Genomic DNA, 20,750 nt, shown 5'->3' with positions numbered 1-20,750 from the left:
TTGAATGGAACGCTCGACTATCGTCCGGGTGCATGATGGATTGCATGCCCGACCAGCCACTCGATTTGTAAATCTTGCCAAAGGTTTCGAATGCGATATCGAATTGATCAAGGCTGACAAGTCGATCAATGCGAAAAGCTCAGTGAAGTTGATGCTGCTTGGCGTCAAGGAAAATGACGAGATAACTGTTCGTGCTACTGGAGCAGATGCGGCCGAGGCCATTGAGGCGCTTATCGGCTTTCTCGAAAATCCACACTCAGGCACATTTGAAATCAATACAGCCGAAAAAATCAAATCGGTTGAGGTCGCGCCGGTTGCAAACAACACCGTGTCGCACAGCCATCTGCGCGGTGTTGCGGCAAGTGAAGGCTTGGCAATCGGGAAGGCCTTTGGTTTTTTTCCGGCCGTAATTGATCAGGAAAACCGGACAATCGCGAAAGACGCCATACCAGCCGAACTCGCCCGGTTGAAACAGGCTTTTGCAACAGTGCAGGATCGCATGAATGCATCGCTTGAAATTGATAATCTTGCCGCAAGCGATAGAGGGATCATTGCGGCGCTAAAAGATATTGCTTGTGACCAAGATCTCGTCGACGGTGCCACAACACTTGTTGAAAGTGGAATGGATGCAATATCGGCCGTGATTGGCACGACATCCCGAATAGCCTCAGATTTTGCTGCTATCGATGATCCTTATTTGAACGCGCGCGCTGACGACATGAACGCTGTCGGCCGCCAGATATGCCTGGCTCTGCTTGGCCAAAACGATGTCAATTTGGACGCAATTCCAGAGGGATCAATCCTGATAGCCGAAGATATAGGGGCGTGGGATTTGGCGCGTGCGCCCTTGAAGCGCATTGCAGGTATTGTATGCGGCCGCGGAGGGGCTACTTCGCATGTGGCCATTATTGCGCGCGCGCACGGTGTTCCTGCGGTGCTCGGACTTGGATCGGATGTGCAACGACTAAGCAATATTGGCACCGTTGCAATCGATGGTAGTAGCGGCGAAGTGTTTGAAGATCCGGATCAGGAGATTGTCGCAAGGTTTCAAAGAAAAATCGCAGAAGCTACAGCCGAGAAACATGCGCTGAGCGTCTTCAAAGACTTCATTCCCAAACGCGCAGATGGAACGATTATCGAAATTGCGGCTAATATAGGCTCGCTTGAGGAAATTGAAGCAGCGCAGGAAGCCGGTGCAATGGGTGTCGGGCTTTTCCGGACCGAGCTTTTGTTTATGCGGCACATGCATCTGCCATCAGAAGATTTTCAGACAGAAACCTATGCAGCGTTAGCCACTGCTTTTGCACCTTATCCGGTTATTGTCCGCACACTTGATATTGGCGGAGACAAGGCCGTTTTGGGCATTGATTTTCCTGACGAGGATAATCCATTTTTGGGATGGCGCGGAATTCGCATGTGTCTTGATCGGCCCGATGTGTTTAAACCCCAGCTGCGTGCGCTTTTGCGGGCTTCCGCGAAGGGAAATATCAAAGTCATGTTGCCAATGGTCTCAAGCATCGATGAGGTGCATGCCACGCGAGCGCTGATTGATGAGTGCATTGCTGAACTGAAAGCTGAGGGCCAGGAATATGCATTGTTTGATTTGGGGGTGATGATCGAGACGCCAGCTGCCGTATTGATCGCTCCGGCATTGGCACGCGAAGTGGCATTTTTCTCTATAGGGACGAATGATCTGACCCAATATATCATGGCTGCTGACCGTCTCAATCCCACGGTTGCCAAGTTGAATGACGTAACCCATCCGGCTGTCATGACCGCAATTGAGATGACAACCACCGCCGGTGTTCAGGCGGGCATAATGGTCGGAATGTGCGGCGAAGCAGCAGGCCGTCCTGATCTCATCCCGACTTTCATTAAAATGGGCCTAACCGAGCTGAGTATGAGTCCTGCGTCGATACAAAGGGCTAAAAAATGCGTACAGGACTTCGGTTAGCTTAAGGCAGGTGTGGTATCAGAAACGCGAACAGGTCGGATAATGCGTGAAGCTTATCCCGTGCCATTATAGCCTGTTCGAGTTTTTCGGGGCGAGCCTGTAAGGCCAATAAGGTTGTTTCTACCAACTTCTCCCCGTCGGGTTGATGATTTGAATATGTTGCCAGACCTATAGCTAGAGCGAGTGCAGAGAAGCACAAAAATGATCTCGTTTGATCCGTCGCCTGCTGGGTGAACAGAGCGGTGCTCCGGTAGCGCGCGTGCAGTTCAATAGCCAATGCGGCGCATGCATTTGCAATCGCCTTCGGATCACCGCTTTTTGTTGCGGAAAGCAAGGTTGCATGCCGGCGAATCATGGTGGCATGGACGGATGCGAAGCCCGCTTCATGAACGAGCGCATTGGATTCATGGAGTGCCTTCAAAAGATATTTTGTCAGGTAATAAGCGTCGCGGCAGAACAATGCTTCGCCGGCATCGCCATTTTCAAAGAAGTAGGCGGCCAAGCTACGCGCCTCGGGAGCGCCCGAATGAGCAGTCGGATCGTGTGAAATCAACGAAATTGACACTGTTTCTGCTGATGTGAACGCTTTATCCAAAACCCGTGCGACCTTATCGAGCATGAATTCCGGGAGTTCTTGAGGCGTCAATTTCACATCTTGCCGACTGGCTCTTATGAGATGGCGAACATCTCGGAGCCTGTCTTTAAGATTGACGACGAAATCGTTTTGAATGTCCCGTAGCATATTGGCAATCCCGCGCAGGAAAGTGGATAAGACTTTGTATCTTTTTTTCGTGGCTTGCTAAATAACATTCTGGTGGAGTTGTATAATAATGACCACGCAGGTGATTTGCCTGCAGGTATAGGGGGGAGATGATTGACCGATCGACGCAAGCGACCGAATAGTGCTGCCGGCAGCCCGAAAAAAGCAGCGCTCGATGTGGGCCAGCCTGATACAAAAATCAGCCGGATGCGCATGCGTGCTGCATGGATGTATTACATAGAACAGATGACGCAGAACGAGATTGCCGAGGTCCTCGGGGTTGGACGCGTGACAATTGTGCGCATGCTGGCAGAGGCGAGGGCGCGCAATGAGGTCAAAATCGGTATCCAGGGTTATCTTTCTGATCTCATCGCGTTGGAGCGCGAAGTAGAGCAGCAATTCGGCTTGGAGAAGGTGATTATCGCACCCTTGTCCCAAGCGGAAAGCGATCCGATACCTGCCATCAGCGCTGCAACTGGCGCATATCTATCCGATGTTGTCAGTAATGGCATGCGCGTGGGGGTGGGCTGGGGCCGCACATTGCTCAGCACGCTCTCATTCATTGAGGCGCGCGCGCTGGAAGACTTCACCGTGATCTCGCTTTTGGGTGGAATCAGCCAACCGCGCCGATTCAATCCGGCGGAATTTGCATGGCAATTCGCCCAGCTTTTTCAGGGTGAAGGCTATCTTATCCCCGCTCCGGCAATGGTGGACAGCATTGAAACCCGAACCGCGCTCATTGAGCGATGCGGATTGAAAAGCGTGTTCGAAATGGCGGAAGACCTGGATATGGTGCTGCTCAGCGTTGGCGCCATCGAAACTGCATCAAGCACACCTTATCGTATCGGGTTTCTCAATGAAGGGCATCAAGCCTCACTGGCTGAAAGAGGCGCGGTTGGCGATCTGTTATTCCATTTTTATGATAGGCAGGGAAATCTGGTCGATCACCCGGTTCATGATCTCGTCATGTCTGTCGGCATCGACACCATACAAAGAGTGCCGGTGCGCGTGCTTACATCGGGCGGGCGGGAAAAGATCAATGCGCTTCATGGAGCTATGAAGCTCATTCGGCCAACTGTATTCATCACCGATGAAGAAAGCGCCCGACAATTGCTTGCGCTGGCCGATGGCGAAACGGCGCGAACCGAAATTTCTGTTAGAAAAAGTTGAGGTAATTGGACTGTTTGGCAAGTCGGGGATTGCATTCAGGATTTTTCCCGTTATTGATCCCCGCACGGCTTGCGTGTCTTGCAACGCTGCCTCAGGTGGGGCCTGTAGCTCAATTGGTTAGAGCCGGCGGCTCATAACCGCTTGGTTGGGGGTTCAAGTCCTCCCGGGCCCACCATTTTTCCATTAGACAAGTGATTTCCATGGAATAGCGCTTTGGATTACCAAGCGTCGGCTTTGATCTTTTCAAAGCTCTCTCCCGCAACATCCGATTGATAAATTCTGCTCGGAGTTAGAGCCTTTCATCGCCTAATTGTAATTCACACCCAACAAGCCTTTTAATGCCTTTATATGATGAGCGTTAGACAGTGGTGCCGTTTGGACACGTATTGATGGAGCGCATTCAAGCATTGATCCCCCACCTCCACAACACGCTCCGACTATGACCATAATAGTTGGCGATTGCAGTCAGAGCTGGACGGCAAGCTGCATGAAACCGAATTCGGCATCTTGATGAGCGGTGTCACCGTCCATTACGGAGAAGTTTCAACCAATGCTTCCTCAGTACTCGACGATGGTTCGATTGACACGGACGGATATGGCTTTGGCGGCACGCTGACCTGCTGGCGCAAAACGGCTTCTATGTTGATGGTCAGGTCCAAGTGAAACCGACATTGGTTCCGATATGCTGGGACGCAGCTTGGCCAATGACAATGATGGTTTTGGTTATTCGCTGAGCCTTGAAACAGGCAAGCGGATTGCCCTTGATGGAAACTGGTCAGTCACGCCGCAGGCGCAGCTGGCATATTCCAACGTGGACTTTGACAGCTTTACCCACCCGTTTGGCGCTCGAGCCTCGATGGACAGAAGTGAGAGCCTTAAGGGGCGCGTCGGGGTTGCAGCTGAATATCAAAACGCTTGGCAGGATGCTTCAGGCAGGATGGCGCGCAGTAATGTTTACGGCCTTGCCAATCTGTACCATGAGTTCCTTGATGGATCGGATGTTGATGTGGCTGGTGTGAACTTTGCCAATGAAACAGACCGGACGTGGGGCAGCATCGGTGCTGGCGGTTCTTATAGCTGGGCCGATGACAAATATTCCATCTTCGGTGAGGTTTCGCTGAATACCAGCCTGAGCAATTTTGCCGACAGCTATAGCGTCAATGGAACAACAGGCTTCAAGGTGAAGTTCTGATTGCTTGATTTGAATAATGTTGGCGGGCCGGAGCAATTCGGCTCTTCAGCGTTGAGTACCTATTGGAAAGTGCGTGGCGCATTTTTGAAGGCTGCGCCATGATGGTTGCTGCACGCCTTTTGCCTGTTGATCAGCTTCTACACTGTATGCAGTATAGGCTTGAACAGGGAGGATAAGTGATGCCAATCGCCAAAAACACAATATGCATTTGGTACGACAAGGATGCTGAGGCTGCTGCACGCTTCTATGCAGAAATTTTCCCCGACAGTTCAGTTACAGCTATTCACCATGCTCCCGGTGACTTTCCGTCCGGTGAGAAGGGAGATGTACTGACTGTTGAATTCACTGTCGCTGGGATACCGTGCCTCGGTCTCAATGGTGGCCCGGCATTCAAACATAATGAAGCTTTCTCGTTTCAAATCGCTACGGATGATCAGGAAGAAACAGACCGTTATTGGAACGCAATAGTAGGGAATGGCGGACAAGAGAGCGCATGCGGATGGTGCAAGGACAAATGGGGCGTGTCATGGCAAATCACGCCACGAGTACTTACTGAAGCTTTGTTTGCCGGAGGCGATGGAGCTAAACGCGCATTTGCAGTGATGATGAATATGAAGAAAATCGACGTCGCCGCAATCGAAGCCGCCCGCCGAGGCTGATAAATAGGGCCCCAGCGGGCAGGAGCCGTCCTTTATGCTCAGGCAGTCATAAGACCACCGTTCGGCTTTGCTTTCATGATCCAGGGCATCACAGCAGCTGGATCTTCAAGGATTTTTGCCTTTCGCGCAAAACCTTCGAATGCCGAGTGGGCCACACTTAACGGTTTGTGACCATCAAATGCTTCATGGCAAATTCGCGTCGCGGTTTCATGAATGAGGTCGCGATTTCTTTCCGGCCAATTGTCCAAAAATTCGATCGCCTCATCGAGGGTTGCGATTTCTTGAACGATCATCGACCCCTCTTTTACGAAGATCGGGCTTTCAAAATATAAGTTCATCAAGTCCTCCTGAATGGGAAACCGAGAGTTCGTGAACTTTGACCTCAGGCTTTACCCAACCTTATGCGGCGACGCATACAGCCACCTTTGGCTTTGCGGAGGATTTGGGAGATCGTTTCGGGCGGTGCGTAGTCTCGAGCCACCTGAGCCTTGATTTGTTTAAGGAGCTCCGGTGAAGCCACGCGATTAGTAGTTTTTAGAGTCAGTCCTTCCATGTTTTGCCACTCCCTGAAGAATAACAAACTGCACCCACGGATTAAGCGTGGTGTAGGTTTTGGGTTGTTTGGATGGCTTAAATTATAATTTTGAGAAGTAAGGGTTTCAAGACTTTTGTACAAATTTCATTTCCTATGCGGGCGGGAAAAGCGGTTGCGTCGAAGTAACGAAAGAGGACAATCCTGTTCGGCCCGCGTGTGGCATGTCGGAACCATAATCATTTTCGATGGTTCATCTTTCAAACGGAAGGAGGCAGTCATGACCGATACGCGCTCATCGAACCATAATGTGAAAGAAACCGGGAAAGAGGCAAGGCAGGGCCCACTGGGCAAGCCGATATTGTATGTTTTAATAGGTGGGCTGCTTCTTGCATTGATTGCTTGGGGCGGTGCCGAATTGTTCGGAGAAGGTACTGACAACAGTGCAACTATAACCGAGCAAGAAAATCCTGCAGCCGGTCAGAATAAACCTTCCGATCAGGCAACACCTCCGTCTGGCGATCAACCCACCACCAATCCGCCAGCCGAAAATGCCAGGCCGCAGACCGGCACTGGTGGAGGAACGCAAGCAAACCCTCCAAGCGCCACGCCGCAGTGATGCTGAACAGATATGGATCTCGAAAGGAACATTACGTTGACAGAAAAATTGGGTAAGGATGACCCGAAAAAAGACGCCAAAGGTCAGTTTGCAAAAACTCGGCATGGCGCGAAAAATGATGGGGTCTCCAGCGCCAACCCGCGAATTATGTCCGGCAAGGAAGATGGTGATGCCACATTCAAATCAAGCGCAAAAGAAAACGAACGTGATCGGCAAGCGCCAGCTAAGTAGTCTCAAGCAGATGCTGTCAGATCCGTTCAGCCGGAACTGCGTCAGGCTGGCGATGCAATCGCTAGAACGATTGCGATTATTAGCAATAAAGGTCCCATCCATTTGAAATGAGGAACGATGTTTGCAAGCCAAGCATTCTTGGCGCTTTGATCGGGAGTTGGAAATGAAAGATAACGGAAGCCCACACCCGTCATCCATAATCCGGCACAAAACATAATCACTTCGTCAATATAAGCGGCGATCATCGACTTGCCCCCCTTTGTTACAGCGCAATCTAACCGTGTAGCCAAGTGGAAAACAAGAGGGCGCACGCCGGGGTTTGAAGGCAAGACTATTGGTTCAATTATCGTTATTGCCCGGATTGATCTAACGCATGCGGTGATGGTTGTTGCCCGGTCGTGCGATTTTCAAGCGGATTGATAATAATGAATGCAGTTATCGCGATTACGACAACAGCGGCGCAGATCCAAGCTATTCTTGTTGTCACGTCCCGTCTCCTTTTCCTAGCCTTACGTCGATTGCAGCACCGCGCTCCGGTCGGCGAGCCATGACCTGAATTTTGTTGAAGGAGCAAACCTCTTGAGTTGGAAACGGTTCCTGCAATGAATCAGTTCCCTTGGCTGCAACCCTTGCTCGATAAAAAGGTTGTAGTAGCTGGGAGGACTGATCATGGAACAGCCAGATCTGGTTTCGAAATACAGAGCTTCTTTGAAAGAAGGGGATGATGTGAAAATTCTCAGGCACGAGTTGGCCTCGGGTTGCCCAGACGATAGCAAGTGGAGGCAGGCGAAAGTCATTTCAAGTTCGGAAACAGCGCTAACAGTGGTTTATGATGATGGCAGTCAGGAGGTTGTCGAATGGAATTCAGGCCGTGTGCATTCCGCTACCTGATGCTGATTTGAGCGTGATCTGCGTTCGCAAATTTAACCACGTCCTTCAACGTTACACTGCATTGTTGACATGGCTTCGGGATTGAGATTCGGACCTATCGGAGAAAACACTGTGCATCTGTGTGTGGATATGCAGTGCCTTTTTACAGGCTCGAGCCCTTGGGCGATGCCGTGGTTTGAGCGCGTTTTACCCAATGTGTGCCTGCTGGTTGAGAAGCGGCCTACTCATACAGTGTTTACGAGGTTCATACCTCCTTTATCGCCGGAAAATTCGGGCGGAGCTTGGGCTCGGTATTATAATAAATGGCGTTGCATGACGCTTGACCAGCTCCCTCCTGAAGATGTGAATCTGGTCGCTGAACTCGAATTATTTGTTCCGCCAGCGCGCGTCGTTGATAAGAGCGTTTACTCTCCTTGGCACTTTACCCAACTCCACCAGACGCTGCGGATGGCTAATGTCGATACGCTATTGATTTCGGGAGGAGAGACGGATGTCTGCGTCTTGGCAACTGTTCTTGGTGGCGTTGATCTGGGCTATAGGGTAATTCTGGTCAGTGACGCAGTTTGCAGCTCGTCGGATCAAGCTCACGATGCGATGCAGGGTTTTTATGCTGGACGGTTATCTCTTCAAGTCGAGACAGCAGAAACGCAGGTCATTTTAAGCAATTGGTGATGCTAATCCAAGCGTTCAATCTGTCCATCATTCATTTTGAAGACGCCGTCCTGACCGCCCTGCCGGTTGAAGTCCCGTTCCAACTCTTCCCACCGCCCAAGCAAAACCCCGCATGTGCTGCAATAGATTGGCGTGTCGTTTTGCACATCTTTCGGAATTTTCAGATAGATGGTGCCGCAGTCTTTACAGTCCAATTTATGATCCAGGCGTTCCATGATGTCACCTCCAAGCGGAGATTGCGCTTGGTTAAGAATGAAGTCTATAGGCAATCATGGCCGCTTTCTTGTACCACATCAATGCCATGTAAACCGGCATTTTTTTGAGGGACGACGGTGCCAATTATCTGGAGGCAAATGCTGGGGTTTCAGCTTTTTTCGCCTTTTGCCATGCGTTCTGCTGGCGTGCCGACGGCAGGATGACGATCACGTGTGTAGGTGTCTATCCTTTGAAGATCATCGTCAAACTTCACCTAGGGCAGATGCATGCTCCAATACCCGTGGACGGAGGGCGGAAACCTCTCGGGACGGTCAAAAAATCCTATTGTAAGGTAAAGTTCGTCGGCAATTCCGGTGTCTTGATATCCGATGGATGTGCCGCAACGTCCACAAAAACTACGCTCAATGCCAAGCGTTTTGGAAAAGGTTTTGAGTTCACCAGAAAGGAGCTGAAACTGCGATGGCCGATAACCAACCCATACAGTGAGTGGGCTGCCAATCGCCTTCCGGCAATCGTCATCGTGGTCGAAATTAACCCAGAAAGGCTCTCCCTTAAGTTCCGCTTTGATATCTCGCAAAAAAACACGAGCATGTTTCGATACGTTCACTCACGGCCCGACCTCTGTTTTTCAATCGATCAGCAACAGACATTACGCCAGAGCAGAGCTCAGCGGACATGGTGAGTTTAATGTCGTTATTCCTGGTGTCTATACAGCCAAGAGCACTGCCATCACTGCAAAAGCTCCGAACAAAATCATGGAGCAGGTTATGCCGTTGGAAAGGTCACCATTTTGCTTTATGTGCCGCATCATATCGACTCCTCCTGAGCGAAACTGGATAATCCAGAATGTCCTCAAACGATCACGTGACTACCTTGGCTAGCGCCAATGTCGTTGGTCGATTTCATGATCCTGTTTCCGTTTGGCTGCGAAATACTGTTTTCGCGCTTCAGATACCGGAGACGCAACTATAATCATTTTATTAATCTTGTTCAATTTTTACGGGCCTAATACATCATCACATTTTGATGTGCGTCATGAAAGATCGTGATGCAGTTTAAGCCGCAGAGGTTTCAACAAGTCTAGGAAAGACCATTCGCATCAGTGCGCCGCGTCCGCCATGAAAGTTTGCGGGCGCGTCCAGCAGTTCCAGATGGCCACCATGGTCTTCAATGATCTTATTAACGATTGCCAGACCAAGTCCGGTGCCTTTTTCTCGGGTCGTAACGTATGGCTCAAGCAGTTGATGGCGGTTTTCCGCGGGTAATCCCTTACCATTGTCCAGCACTTCGACCAGGATTGAGGCGCCGGAGCCCTTTGCACGAACAAGAATGTGTCCTTGATCAATGATGCCTTGCTCAAGTACCGCATCGATTGATTCAGATGCGTTCTTGATGATATTCCCGAAAGCTTGGCCGAGCAGGCGATTGTCGAAATTGCCAAGAAGCGGCTCATCGTCGAACTCATGCTCGAATGTGATGCGATTATTGCTGATTTCCACGAGGAATGAAGCGTCTTTAAGCACGTCTACTACATTTGTGGTGACGAATTCCGGTTTTGGCATTCGAGCAAAATCTGAAAACTCGTCAACCATACGGCCAATGTCACCAACCTGACGAATAATCGTGTCGGTGCATTGATCAAAAATTGCGCGATCTTCAACAATAACTCTACCATAGCGGCGGCGGATGCGTTCGGCAGACAATTGAATGGGGGTAAGCGGGTTTTTGATTTCGTGTGCGATACGTCGGGCCACATCTGCCCAGGCAGACGAACGATGGGCTGCTACGAGATCAGTTATGTCATCAACTGTAACGACATAAGAAGCGTTTTTGGCGTCGGCATCTTCGCGCGTTATTTGAACATTGAGCGAGCGGGCAATGCCATTGCGGGTAATGCTGATCTGTCTGCGGCTTGATGATCGATCGTTGATACCGGCCAGAGCAAAGATTTCGCTGATCTCCGGAAACACCGAGGTAAGCTGCTGACCGAGGGTTTCCGATACATTGATATCAAGCATGTTTTCAGCAGGGCGGTTCAAACCCGCAATTTCGCCATTTGCATTGACGCTGATAACACCGGCGGTGACGCCCGATAGCACCGCCTCCGTAAAACGCCTACGTTCGTCAATCTCATCCTTGGCTGACGTGAGATCATCGTGCTGGGTTTTTAGCTGTCCGACCATGTTGTTGAATGTCTGCGACAACGCTCCAATATCGCCGTCGGAACCTTTTACAGGCACGGAAATATCGAAATTGCCAGTCGCCACCTCTTCTGCTGCGCTAATAAGGGCGCGGATCGGCTGCACGACACGATTTGCAACAGCGATACCTGTCCAGACAGCCGTCAATAGAAGCAACAAGGTTAGCTCGGTGTACAGGAGCGCATAGGCAATTTGTGTATTAGACCTGTTACTGGCAAGTAATTGATATTCCGTATTATTATCGTTCATAATACGCATATTGTTGAGGGCGGACGAGTCTACCGAGCGTATTGTGTAAAGGTAGAGATCAGGCAGAGCCTGCGTTTTGATCACAGCCCCTACAAGATTGGTTGATCCTGGCGGAATCAAAACTGGGCGATCACCGGCTGCACCGCTAATCGCTTTCAGGGGCACCGCCGGCAAGACCAAATCGTTGAACAATCGCGCGCTGACGACGACTTCTCCCGTGGATTTGACGAGCGAGGCACCCAGCAGATTATTGCGATCAGCGTCATATGTTAGCCAATCCGAAAAAGCGCCCCTATCAAGATTGTAGAGCAGCCTGCGCTGATCAAGTTCGATGACCATCGATAAGGTCGTGGACAAAAGGCTTTGGGCATTGTCTTCGGTATAAGACTGCGCAGCTTTGATCGACATGTCGATGATCTGATTATTCTCGGGATTAATCCAAGAATTCAGCCGGTTGTCGAGAACGATAAGCGAGAAGCAAGCAACTATAATTGATGGAATCGAGGCAATCAGAGCAAAGATAATAGTGATGCTGGTATGCAGGTCACGATTCTTCTCTTTGCTCTTGAAAAAAATCAGTTTTCTTAACGTTGCATAAGACAGATAAATGAGCACGAGAATTGATATAGCATTCGCCCCGACGATGACCTGCGTAACAGTCTTCGTCGGAGAAATTCCGGTTATACCCATCATGACGACAAAGGAGATGATCGTGGTCGCCAGAACCAAGAGCGTCATTCCTAACGCACCCTTGGGTAATACCTGCGGTTTCAATATGCTTTTGTCGCCCGGCATCCGTCAGCCTCTTTGTGCCGCTCGAATTTATCGGAGCGACGACATTTCGATTATCGCTCCCAGCTTCCCTTGTAAAGCAAGCTTCCCGCAGGACATTGCGCTATAGCGGCGAGAAAGGTTATTTCATGACCTCTCTCGCCCGTCTGCCTAATGGAGAATTGCGTTGACAAGAAGAAGGGTTTTAACGTTTCCGGATGCTGGTTTGCGAGCGATTGCCAAGCCCGTGAAAGAGTTCAATCAACATTTGCAGGAATTGGCAGATGATCTCTTGCAGGCAATGCGAGCGGCACCTGGAATTGGTATTGCTGCCCCTCATATTGGTGTGCTGGAACGCGTTATTGCTATAGAGATTCCTGGAGGGGCGGGACCATCAATTTATGTTAATCCCATGGTGGAATGGTCGTCCAGCGAAACGGCGCGGTATGACGAAGGAAGTATTTCCATGCCGGGCGTCACGGAATCCATAGAGCGCCCTGCTGCAATCCGGATACGTTATCAGGACTTGTCGGGCCGCGAGCAAACGGAAGCCGCCGATGGTCTGCTTGCAGTTTGTCTGCAACATGAGATTGATCAACTCGATGGGATTTTCTGGATTTATCGATTATCCAAATTGCGACGGGATCGGATCGTCAAGCGCTTCGGTAAGATCGGAAACATTATAGAATAATTTTCTGGCAGCGTGGCGATCTATTGGGTAGCTGATTTGATCTAGAACAATCTATCGGCGCAATCACATAGTATTATTCTTGACTGCACCTTTCTTCTTTAGGCAATGTGAGGTTGCAAAGTGGAAGTAGAGCCATGCCAATCAGCAAGTCGCGACAATCACCCTTCAATATAGCGAATGAAAGTGGTGGTGATCGTTTGCTTCAGATTGAAGCAGTCTATGACAGGGTGCCGGTCGGCCTTTGCTACCTCAATCAAGATGGTTTGATTGTCACGATCAATGACCAACTGTCTCGCTTGCTAGGTGTGGAAAGCAAGATAGCTGTTGGCCGTAACATAGAGGACATTGTTCCACTCCACGCTCCGCTTTTGCGCAAAGGCTTGGCAGCGGCCAAGAGTGGAGAAGTCATTGCGGATGGTGAAGTCGAGATCGCTGAAGAAAGCTTCATGGTTTCTGCTGCTGCTGTGATGAATGATCTGGGCCAGTTTGCCGGTATTTCAGTTGCCTATACCAATATTACCGAATTACGCCGGGCCACCCGCAAGTTACAGGAAACTGAACAGCGGACTGCCTATGCCCTTGAGAATGCCGGCCAATGGATATGGGATCTGAATATACCAGCCAACCAGGTGTGGCGCTCACCACAATATCGCATTCTACTCGGGCTTGACCCGAATGCGGCTGAAAAGCCAAGCGTTGGCTGGGACATTCTGCACCCGGACGACCGGGCACACACACTCCAGGCATTCGATGATGCACTCAGTGGCAAGAACCCGCTTTTTGAAGCAATCTATCGCGTAAAACGGCCTGATGGCGGCGATACTTGGATATTAAGTCGCGGCAAGATTGTTGAATATGACGCCAACGGTGCGCCGTTGCGCCTGCTGGCGACCAGTGTCGACATCAGCATGCAAAAGCGTATCGAAGAACAACTTTCGAGCACGGTCGAATTGAGATTGAAGCTCGAAGAGAAACTCTTGGCTGCTAATCGCAAGCTCAGGAATCTTTCTGAGCGCGATCATCTCACCAATTTGCCGAACAGACGAAAATTTGCTCATCTTTTGCGGCAAGCATTTGGACAGGCTCATGATGTCCACAAGGATCTCGCCGTGATAATGGTCGATATTGATCACTTCAAAACCTATAATGACTTTTACGGGCACCTCGCAGGCGATGACTGTCTTATTCATGTCGCTCGCAGCTTGAACAAGGTTGTAAAACAGACAAGCGGATCGCTGGCTCGTTTCGGGGGTGAAGAATTCGCCGCGCTCTTATCCGGTGTTTCCAAGCACGAGGTGATGAAAACCGCAACTCAGATGCTTAATTCCGTCACTGCAATGAAAATTAAACATGAGGCGAGCCCGAGTGGATTGGTATCGATTAGCCTCGGTATAGCGATACTTGACGAAAACAATAGAGCGGCAATCGCCGGGCCGGACGATCTTTTGAACCTGGCCGACACTGCACTCTACCAGTCCAAACGCGATGGACGTGGGCGAGTTAGTCTTTGGGGAGCATTCAGCTAACTTGCTGATGATTGCCTCGAACGGTTTTTCGCCAAACCAGGGGAGCATTGAAAGTCTGGGATTTGACGTTCTGGGTATCGGCGGCTTCGCTCAACCACAACAGGCTCGCCTGAACGATTTGATCAATCGGTTGAGCAAAAGTGGTCAGTTCATAGGAAGACCAGCTAGCTTGCTCAATGTCGTCGAAGCCGATCACGCAAAGATCTTCGGGTATCCGGACGCCAAAATCTTGCCTGGCACTATCTATAAATCCGAGCGCCATCAAATCATTGACACAAAAAACGGCATCCGGTCGGTCAAAACTGGTTAGAAGGGAGTGCGCAGCATGCCTGCCACTCTCGTAAACCGTATTACCATGGCTGGTAACTGTCACATTGAGACCAAAACTTGCTGCCGCAGCCAGGAAGCCGTTTTCCCGGGCCATCAGGCTCGGCGTTCCCACTTCTGAGTTGACAAACGCAAGTGCACGGCAACCCGCTCTTAAAAAGGCATTTACAGCTACCTTGGCTGCCTGATGGTCGTTGAGATTGATGTGAAAAGGACCATTAATGTTATCGTCGCGATTGATGAGAACGATCCTCTGTCCGCTGTCGAGGCACAGCTTTGTGATCGCTTTGTCAGGAAGTCCCGAAAGCAATATTGAAGCATCAGCGCGATAGTTCAATGTTTGCCGTAAAGCTGCATCAACACCGCCGTCTGAACGATCGGTATTGATGAGCATTGATATTTTTCCGGCTTTTTGCAGTTCGTGAGAGAAAGCGCGAACGAGCCGTGCACGATATGGCGTGTCCATTTCAGATACGACGAGACAGACAATACCGCTTTCGCTGCGCATGAGGCCCCGCGCGAGCTGATTGACGTGGTATCCCAGAATTTGAGCCGAATTCATGACGCGTTTGCGCGTATCTTCTGAAACGCTCGCGCCAGGCGTAAACGCGCGAGAAACTGCTGATCGCGATACGCCCGCATGACGTGCGACGTCATTAGCGCTGACAAATGACTTGCTCAAAAAGTCCTCCCTTAGCGTGATTTGCACGCGCTTGCGTACAGCACAACTGCATTCATATGCAAATTTATCGGAAGTATTCAAGTTCCTTACTTGACAATGGGACTTTGCATGTGAAACTTTTGCACACGCTTGCAAAATGCGTGCGGCATGGAGGTGCCGTGTTATCCAGGGAGGAATAATGATGCGTTCAGTGTTCGCAATTGCCGCTGCTTTTGCTTTTGGACTTCAGATGGTGCCGGGCGAAGCCAAGGCAGCTGGAAATCTCAATTTGATCTGCTCGGCCGATGTCGTTATCTGCGAAATGATGAAGGACAGGTTTGAGAAAGAAAAGGGGATCTCCGTGAATATGGTGAGACTCTCGTCTGGAGAGACCTATGCCAAAATCCGCGCAGAGGCGCGTAATCCAAAAACCGATATTTGGTGGGCAGGGACCGGTGATCCTCACCTTCAGGCTGCTTCCGAAGGCCTGACGCAGGAGTATAAATCTCCGCTCCTGGACCAGCTGCAGGATTGGGCCAAAAAACAGGCTGAGAGCGCTGATTATAAAACAGTGGGCGTTTACGCCGGTGCGCTTGGCTGGGGATACAACACGGAAATCGTGAAAAAGAAGGGTCTCAAGGAAGCCAAATGCTGGGCTGATTTGGTTGATCCTGCCTTTAAGGGCGAAATTCAGATGGCAAACCCCAATTCCTCGGGTACGGCCTACACGGCCTTGGCATCTCTCGTGCAAATTATGGGAGAAGATAAAGCCTACGAATATTTGAAGCAGCTCAATGCCAATGTCTCACAATACACAAAATCCGGTTCGGCGCCGGTTAAGGCTGCGGCCCGCGGTGAGACTGCGCTCGGTATTGTGTTTATGCACGATGCTGTGGCGCAGATATCGGAAGGTTTCCCCATCAAGGCTGTCGCACCATGCGAGGGCACCGGCTATGAGATCGGCTCGATGTCGATCATCAAGGGGGCTCGCAACCTTGACGAAGCCAAGCAGTGGTATGATTGGGCCCTGAGTGCTGAAACGCAATCGCACATGAAGGATGCAAAATCCTTCCAGCTGCCTTCGAACAAGAGTGCCGTCGTTCCGCCGGAAGCTCCGAAGTTTGAAGACATCAAGCTCATTGATTACGACTTCAAAACCTATGGTGATCCTGCCAAGCGTAAGGAATTGCTTGAGCGTTGGGACAAGGAAATCGGCGCAAGCGCTAATTGATTGTCTATTAATCTGGAGCATGCCCGGAGAGTTTCCGGGCATCTCTCGCCATATTTTTGAAGATAGCGCGCGGAAGGCCTTATGGAACGCAGTGACCGGAGATTGAACATCGCTCTCGGTATTGGGCTTACGGGTCTGATTCTATTGCCTTGGTACAAAGTTGAAACAGGTTTTTACGGGTTTGATTGGCTCGATGGTTTTCCAGCTAGTGCGGCAGGACCGGGGCTCGTCCAGATATTCGCCTATGGCCGATGGACTATCGCGATCATCGCGCTGATCTTTGCGGTTGGCCTTATTGCGCGAACCTTGACCGTGTCGAAACTTCGATCAAATCTTCTTGTTGCTGCTGGAGCCGCCGGTCTTATATTTCTGGTTCTTCAGGGGCTCGCTGTCGGTTTTACCGGGTGGACCTGGCTCATTAGCGAGCATTTGTTCGGTCCACTTTCTGATGGACAGCCATCGATGGGCGCCGGTGCCGGTCTGGTCGCCCTGTCTTTTGTATTGCTGTTCTCGTTCGGCCTTGCTGAAAGAGGCGTATTGAGAGGCGATGCGTTTGTTGTGGCATCCATCGCATTGCTCATTTTCCTGGTGGCAATTTTTGTCTTCTATCCGGTTGGAAGCATGCTTGTCGGAGCATTTCAAAGCTTTGACGGTTCATTTGACCCGTCCGGATTCATCCGCAACATTCAAGACCCATCAATCTGGAGTCTGGACTGCGTTATAGGGGGAAACCGCTGCGGCATCGCATGGCGCACGCTTCTGCTGGCGATACTGGCAGCATTTGGATCTACTTTGCTTGGGCTTTGTTTTGCGCTCGTTGCAACGCGTACGCGATTTCCCTTCAAAAAGGGCCTTCGTCTGCTGACTATTCTGCCGATCATCACGCCGCCCTTCGTCATCGGCCTTGCGTTGATTCTCCTCTTTGGTCGCGCAGGCGTTGTCACCCAACAGCTATCGAGCCTTTTCGGGATTGAGCCGGGCCGCTGGCTTTACGGTCTGACCGGGATATGGATCGCTCAGGTTTTGTCGTTCACGCCAATTTCATTTCTCGTTCTTATCGGTGTGGTCGAAGGCGTAAGCCCGTCGATGGAGGAAGCCTCGCAAACCCTTCGGGCAGATCGCTGGCGTACATTCTGGAAGGTGTCGCTTCCCTTGATGAAACCCGGCCTGGCAAATGCTTTCCTGATCGGCTTCATCGAAAGCATGGCCGATTTCGGCAATCCGCTTGTGCTCGGAGGCAGTCACGGCGTCCTTTCAACGGAGATATTCTTTGCTGTTGTCGGCTCGCAAAACGATCCGTCACGCGCCGCGGTACTCGCGATAATTCTTCTGTTCTTCACTCTGTCAGCCTTTTTGGCACAGCGCTTCTGGCTATCCGGCAAGAGTTTTGCAACGGTGACAGGGAAGGGTGATTCAGGTGCTCATATCGCCCTTCCAAAATCACTATCGATTGGTGTCCATGCGATTGTTATACCGTGGATCATTTTCACGCTCGTTATCTATGGAATGATCTTCTTTGGCGGTTTCGTGCGCACCTGGGGGCTTGATAATACGCTGACCTTTGACCACTACCAGCGGGCCTTTTCATTCACTTTCGCTGATGGCGGAATCTCCTGGACTGGCGTCGCCTGGAACTCTTTCTGGACGACCATCAAGATCGCCTTGATCGCAGCGCCTTTGACAGCGGCTGTTGGCTTGCTGACGGCCTACCTCATCGTCCGGCAGCGTTTCGTTGGCAGAAACATATTCGAATTTGCGCTTATGATGAGCTTCGCTATCCCGGGTACCGTTATAGGTATCAGCTACATTATGGCATTTAATCTCCCTCCGCTGGAAATGACCGGAACCGCGCTGATACTGGTTGCGTGTTTTGTCTTCCGTAATATGCCGGTAGGTGTGCGGGGCGGCATTGCTGCCATGAGCCAGCTCGATAAAAGCCTCGATGAAGCCTCGCTGACCTTGCGCGCCGCCAGCTTCCGGACAATTCGCAAGGTGATTTTGCCCTTGCTGCGCCCAGCGATCGTTGCAGCGCTCGTCTATTCGTTTGTTCGGGCCATCACCTCGATTAGCGCGGTCATCTTCCTCGTCAGCGCTGAATACAATATGGCGACCGCCTATATTGTCGGCCTTGTCGAAAATGGTGAGTACGGCGTGGCGATTGCTTACTCTTCCATGCTCATCATTGTCATGATTGTTATCATCACCTGTTTCCAGCTTTTGGTGGGAGAGAGGAAATTGCGCCGCGAGAACCGTGTTGCAACTGCTTTCATACCATCTGCATCTCCAGAGAAGGCCGCGTAATGGCACCGAATGTTACAGGATCAGTTGTTTTCTCCAACGTCAAAAAGCAGTTTGGCACATTTACCGCCATACATAATCTGTCGCTCGACATAGAACCCGGAACCTTGGTCACCCTTCTCGGGCCGTCCGGTTGTGGCAAAACGACCACGCTGCGCATGCTTGCCGGTCTGGAGCATCCAACTGCCGGACGGATACTGATAGGCGGCAAGGATGTTACGATGCTCCCCGCAAACGAGCGGGACGTTTCAATGGTGTTCCAGTCCTATGCGCTGTTTCCGCATATGTCAGTTCTGGAAAACGTGGCATACGGCCTTGAATCGTCAAAGATGAAAAAAGCGGAGGCGAGGGAACGGGCAGAAGAGGGGCTGAACCAGGTTGGACTTGCTGGCTATGGCCAAAGATTGCCGGCTGAGCTTTCTGGGGGGCAACAGCAACGCGTTGCGGTTGCCCGCGCTCTGGTTCTGGAACCACAAGTCTTGTTGCTGGATGAGCCACTATCCAATCTTGACGCACGGTTGCGCCGCCGCGTGAGAACAGAAATTCGCGAACTGCAACAACGCCTTGGCTTTACAGCCGTTTACGTAACACACGATCAGGAGGAGGCCTTGGCTGTATCCGATCGAATTATTGTGATGCAGAACGGCGTTGTGGCGCAGCAGGGTTCTCCGCGCGAACTTTACGAAGCACCTGTGTCTTCGTTCATTGCCGATTTCATAGGCGAAGCCAATGTTGTGCCTTGTGAAGTGCTTCGCACCGAAAATGGCCAAGCGATCGTACAAGTTGGAAAGCTTGAACATAGCGTTCCGGCTCGCAGTCATTCTGTACCCGGTCCGGCCAAACTTGCGGTGAGGCCGAATGCCATCACTTTATCGGCTGCGGAGAATGCTGCGTTTCCCGGGAGAATCAAGTTTATGGCCTATCTTGGCGATCACGTGGAATACGAAGTCGAGACGGAATCTGGCACGCTCTTTGTCGTCGATCCGGCGGTAGATCAGCGCTTGGAACCAGGGACCAATATTAGCATCGGATTTCACCACCGTGGCATAGCACTCATCAATAGTTGAACGACCACTATTTATATCAGGGGAACAGATAATGATATCGCATGCCGCCCATCTTGAAGACCGCTTGGATTTGGCCCGAAAGATGGCAGTTGAAGCCGGAGTGCTTGCACTGAAATATTTCAATGCGCGAGAACAGTTGATTGTCGAGACAAAAGCCGATCCTCAAGATGTCGTGTCTATCGCAGATCGGGAAGTAGAAGAGCTTATCCGGTCCCGGATTATCGGAAGCTTCCCCGATGACGCTATATTGGGCGAAGAATACGGCGTTAGCTCCGGTACATCTGACTATACGTGGGTTATCGATCCGATCGATGGTACCAGCCCATTCGTCAATGGCATGCCTAGCTGGTGTATTTCGATTGCTGCGCTCCACGGCGAAGAAATCGCCATCGGCGTAATCTATGTTCCATGCAATGACGAGCTATATGCGTCAGCGGTGGGAATGGGCGCGCGACTGAATGGCAAGCTGCTGACGCTTAATGGCGAGCGAACAATCCGTGACGCGGTCACAGGAATAGGTGCGAACCATCATGTGAGCCCGGCAAGTGTCGCTCTTATTGTCGAAAAGCTACTGGATGCTGGTGGAAACTTCATCCGTAACGGTTCTGGTGCGCTGATGCTCGCCTATGTGGCAGCCGGTAGACTGGTAGGCTATTACGAACCCTACATGCACGCTTGGGATTGTATGGCTGGATATTGTCTCGTTAAAGAGGCTGGTGGCTGGCATCATCCATTTCCGGTCAAGGGTGACGGGCTTACAAAGGGAGCGCCCGTCCTTGCCGCTGCCCTGGGCGCCGTTAATGATTTGCGGGAAATTGCAAACCTGTAAGCG

General features: G+C 51.0%; 21 protein-coding genes, 1 tRNA gene and 1 pseudogene. 17 read left to right on the top strand and 6 right to left on the bottom strand.

Annotated elements, in window-relative coordinates:
* Window positions 1-4: 4 nt before the first annotated feature.
* Entirely contained in the window at window positions 5-1,954 is a 1,950-nt protein-coding gene (gene ptsP / locus AC6CHM_RS06720) for a phosphoenolpyruvate--protein phosphotransferase (protein ID WP_498172452.1), read from the top strand.
* A 1-nt stretch (window position 1,955) separates the two neighbouring features.
* On the opposite strand, the gene AC6CHM_RS06715 is transcribed toward ptsP, so the two are convergent.
* Window positions 1,956-2,696, bottom strand: a complete 741-nt coding sequence (locus AC6CHM_RS06715; RefSeq protein WP_115052481.1) for a hypothetical protein — start codon at window positions 2,694-2,696, stop codon at window positions 1,956-1,958.
* A gap of 132 nt (window positions 2,697-2,828) precedes the next feature.
* On the opposite strand from AC6CHM_RS06715, the gene AC6CHM_RS06710 reads away from it, so the two are divergent.
* The 5 genes and pseudogenes from AC6CHM_RS06710 (at window position 2,829) to AC6CHM_RS06690 (ending at window position 5,735) form a co-directional block, all read left to right on the top strand.
* Complete coding sequence (locus AC6CHM_RS06710) at window positions 2,829-3,884, top strand: sugar-binding transcriptional regulator (RefSeq protein WP_370878725.1); 1,056 nt, start codon at window positions 2,829-2,831, stop codon at window positions 3,882-3,884.
* A gap of 98 nt (window positions 3,885-3,982) precedes the next feature.
* A tRNA-Ile gene (locus AC6CHM_RS06705) sits at window positions 3,983-4,059 on the top strand.
* A 260-nt stretch (window positions 4,060-4,319) separates the two neighbouring features.
* Window positions 4,320-4,547 (top strand): annotated as a pseudogene (locus AC6CHM_RS06700) (autotransporter outer membrane beta-barrel domain-containing protein); the annotation flags it as partial.
* 19 nt (window positions 4,548-4,566) lie between these two features.
* Window positions 4,567-5,076, top strand: a complete 510-nt coding sequence (locus tag AC6CHM_RS06695) for an autotransporter outer membrane beta-barrel domain-containing protein (protein WP_498172450.1) — start codon at window positions 4,567-4,569, stop codon at window positions 5,074-5,076.
* Between the two features lie 185 nt (window positions 5,077-5,261).
* Entirely contained in the window at window positions 5,262-5,735 is a 474-nt protein-coding gene (locus AC6CHM_RS06690) for a VOC family protein (protein ID WP_498172672.1), read from the top strand.
* 38 nt (window positions 5,736-5,773) lie between these two features.
* Here AC6CHM_RS06690 and AC6CHM_RS06685 read toward each other — a convergent pair whose 3' ends face one another.
* Complete coding sequence (locus AC6CHM_RS06685; protein WP_498172448.1) at window positions 5,774-6,073, bottom strand: DUF982 domain-containing protein; 300 nt, start codon at window positions 6,071-6,073, stop codon at window positions 5,774-5,776.
* Between the two features lie 474 nt (window positions 6,074-6,547).
* Between AC6CHM_RS06685 and AC6CHM_RS06680 the strand changes: the two genes are divergently transcribed.
* Together AC6CHM_RS06680 and AC6CHM_RS06675 are read left to right on the top strand one after the other, a co-directional pair.
* Window positions 6,548-6,886, top strand: coding sequence for a hypothetical protein (locus AC6CHM_RS06680; protein ID WP_307279356.1), 339 nt, complete (start codon window positions 6,548-6,550; stop codon window positions 6,884-6,886).
* Window positions 6,887-6,922: 36 nt separating this feature from the next.
* Window positions 6,923-7,117: a hypothetical protein gene (locus AC6CHM_RS06675; protein ID WP_336439749.1), complete on the top strand. Its 195-nt coding sequence runs from the start codon at window positions 6,923-6,925 to the stop codon at window positions 7,115-7,117.
* 41 nt (window positions 7,118-7,158) lie between these two features.
* Here the strand turns inward: AC6CHM_RS06675 and AC6CHM_RS06670 are convergent, their stop codons facing one another.
* Window positions 7,159-7,362, bottom strand: a complete 204-nt coding sequence (locus AC6CHM_RS06670; protein ID WP_115052487.1) for a hypothetical protein — start codon at window positions 7,360-7,362, stop codon at window positions 7,159-7,161.
* 424 nt (window positions 7,363-7,786) lie between these two features.
* On the opposite strand from AC6CHM_RS06670, the gene AC6CHM_RS06665 reads away from it, so the two are divergent.
* Both AC6CHM_RS06665 and AC6CHM_RS06660 read left to right on the top strand, forming a co-directional pair.
* Window positions 7,787-8,008: a hypothetical protein gene (locus AC6CHM_RS06665; protein ID WP_115052488.1), complete on the top strand. Its 222-nt coding sequence runs from the start codon at window positions 7,787-7,789 to the stop codon at window positions 8,006-8,008.
* A 69-nt stretch (window positions 8,009-8,077) separates the two neighbouring features.
* Window positions 8,078-8,680: an isochorismatase family protein gene (locus tag AC6CHM_RS06660; RefSeq protein WP_115052489.1), complete on the top strand. Its 603-nt coding sequence runs from the start codon at window positions 8,078-8,080 to the stop codon at window positions 8,678-8,680.
* Between the two features lie 2 nt (window positions 8,681-8,682).
* On the opposite strand, the gene AC6CHM_RS06655 is transcribed toward AC6CHM_RS06660, so the two are convergent.
* The gene (locus AC6CHM_RS06655; protein ID WP_115052490.1) at window positions 8,683-8,895 is read right to left on the bottom strand and encodes a hypothetical protein; all 213 of its coding nucleotides are present in this window, start codon (window positions 8,893-8,895) and stop codon (window positions 8,683-8,685) included.
* A gap of 230 nt (window positions 8,896-9,125) precedes the next feature.
* Here AC6CHM_RS06655 and AC6CHM_RS06650 point away from each other — a divergent pair, with 230 nt between their 5' ends.
* Complete coding sequence (locus AC6CHM_RS06650) at window positions 9,126-9,578, top strand: hypothetical protein (protein WP_498172446.1); 453 nt, start codon at window positions 9,126-9,128, stop codon at window positions 9,576-9,578.
* A 373-nt stretch (window positions 9,579-9,951) separates the two neighbouring features.
* Here the strand turns inward: AC6CHM_RS06650 and AC6CHM_RS06645 are convergent, their stop codons facing one another.
* Entirely contained in the window at window positions 9,952-12,084 is a 2,133-nt protein-coding gene (locus AC6CHM_RS06645; protein ID WP_307279335.1) for a sensor histidine kinase, read from the bottom strand.
* A gap of 220 nt (window positions 12,085-12,304) precedes the next feature.
* On the opposite strand from AC6CHM_RS06645, the gene AC6CHM_RS06640 reads away from it, so the two are divergent.
* Window positions 12,305-12,808, top strand: coding sequence for a peptide deformylase (locus AC6CHM_RS06640; RefSeq protein ID WP_336439753.1), 504 nt, complete (start codon window positions 12,305-12,307; stop codon window positions 12,806-12,808).
* A 134-nt stretch (window positions 12,809-12,942) separates the two neighbouring features.
* Window positions 12,943-14,334 carry a GGDEF domain-containing protein gene (locus AC6CHM_RS06635; protein ID WP_498172445.1) on the top strand — a complete coding sequence of 464 codons (1,392 nt, stop codon included), beginning with the start codon at window positions 12,943-12,945 and terminating at the stop codon, window positions 14,332-14,334.
* Here the strand turns inward: AC6CHM_RS06635 and AC6CHM_RS06630 are convergent.
* Window positions 14,327-15,343, bottom strand: a complete 1,017-nt coding sequence (locus AC6CHM_RS06630; RefSeq protein ID WP_498172444.1) for a LacI family DNA-binding transcriptional regulator — start codon at window positions 15,341-15,343, stop codon at window positions 14,327-14,329. The genes AC6CHM_RS06635 and AC6CHM_RS06630 overlap by 8 nt on opposite strands.
* A 181-nt stretch (window positions 15,344-15,524) precedes the next feature.
* Between AC6CHM_RS06630 and AC6CHM_RS06625 the strand changes: the two genes are divergently transcribed.
* The 4 genes from AC6CHM_RS06625 (at window position 15,525) to AC6CHM_RS06610 (ending at window position 20,747) form a co-directional block, all read left to right on the top strand.
* Window positions 15,525-16,553, top strand: a complete 1,029-nt coding sequence (locus AC6CHM_RS06625) for an extracellular solute-binding protein (RefSeq protein ID WP_115053235.1) — start codon at window positions 15,525-15,527, stop codon at window positions 16,551-16,553.
* An 81-nt stretch (window positions 16,554-16,634) separates the two neighbouring features.
* Entirely contained in the window at window positions 16,635-18,854 is a 2,220-nt protein-coding gene (locus AC6CHM_RS06620) for an ABC transporter permease (protein WP_307279321.1), read from the top strand.
* On the top strand, window positions 18,854-19,918 hold the full coding sequence (locus tag AC6CHM_RS06615; RefSeq protein ID WP_498172443.1) for an ABC transporter ATP-binding protein: 1,065 nt from the start codon (window positions 18,854-18,856) through the stop codon (window positions 19,916-19,918). The genes AC6CHM_RS06620 and AC6CHM_RS06615 overlap by 1 nt, the downstream gene beginning before the upstream one ends.
* A gap of 31 nt (window positions 19,919-19,949) precedes the next feature.
* Complete coding sequence (locus tag AC6CHM_RS06610) at window positions 19,950-20,747, top strand: inositol monophosphatase family protein (protein WP_498172441.1); 798 nt, start codon at window positions 19,950-19,952, stop codon at window positions 20,745-20,747.
* Window positions 20,748-20,750: the final 3 nt, after the last annotated feature.

This window comes from Phyllobacterium sp. GQ127, assembly GCF_059758635.1.
The sequence above is the reverse complement of the archived record's forward strand: the minus strand, read 5'-3'. Positions and strand labels throughout refer to the sequence as shown.

Bases quoted from the DNA above. Each gene is read 5' to 3' on its own strand.
- AC6CHM_RS06635 (WP_498172445.1), top strand. From the start codon at position 12,943: ATGCCAATCAGCAAGTCGCGACAATCACCCTTCAATATAGCGAATGAA.
- AC6CHM_RS06660 (WP_115052489.1), top strand. From the start codon at position 8,078: ATGGCTTCGGGATTGAGATTCGGACCTATCGGAGAAAACACTGTGCAT.
- AC6CHM_RS06670 (WP_115052487.1), bottom strand. From the start codon at position 7,362: ATGATCGCCGCTTATATTGACGAAGTGATTATGTTTTGTGCCGGATTA.
- AC6CHM_RS06625 (WP_115053235.1), top strand. From the start codon at position 15,525: ATGCGTTCAGTGTTCGCAATTGCCGCTGCTTTTGCTTTTGGACTTCAG.
- AC6CHM_RS06610 (WP_498172441.1), top strand. From the start codon at position 19,950: ATGATATCGCATGCCGCCCATCTTGAAGACCGCTTGGATTTGGCCCGA.
- AC6CHM_RS06615 (WP_498172443.1), top strand. From the start codon at position 18,854: ATGGCACCGAATGTTACAGGATCAGTTGTTTTCTCCAACGTCAAAAAG.
- AC6CHM_RS06685 (WP_498172448.1), bottom strand. From the start codon at position 6,073: ATGAACTTATATTTTGAAAGCCCGATCTTCGTAAAAGAGGGGTCGATG.
- ptsP (WP_498172452.1), top strand. From the start codon at position 5: ATGGAACGCTCGACTATCGTCCGGGTGCATGATGGATTGCATGCCCGA.
- AC6CHM_RS06715 (WP_115052481.1), bottom strand. From the start codon at position 2,696: ATGCTACGGGACATTCAAAACGATTTCGTCGTCAATCTTAAAGACAGG.
- AC6CHM_RS06665 (WP_115052488.1), top strand. From the start codon at position 7,787: ATGGAACAGCCAGATCTGGTTTCGAAATACAGAGCTTCTTTGAAAGAA.
- AC6CHM_RS06655 (WP_115052490.1), bottom strand. From the start codon at position 8,895: ATGGAACGCCTGGATCATAAATTGGACTGTAAAGACTGCGGCACCATC.
- AC6CHM_RS06620 (WP_307279321.1), top strand. From the start codon at position 16,635: ATGGAACGCAGTGACCGGAGATTGAACATCGCTCTCGGTATTGGGCTT.
- AC6CHM_RS06645 (WP_307279335.1), bottom strand. From the start codon at position 12,084: ATGACGCTCTTGGTTCTGGCGACCACGATCATCTCCTTTGTCGTCATG.
- AC6CHM_RS06695 (WP_498172450.1), top strand. From the start codon at position 4,567: ATGCTGGGACGCAGCTTGGCCAATGACAATGATGGTTTTGGTTATTCG.
- AC6CHM_RS06680 (WP_307279356.1), top strand. From the start codon at position 6,548: ATGACCGATACGCGCTCATCGAACCATAATGTGAAAGAAACCGGGAAA.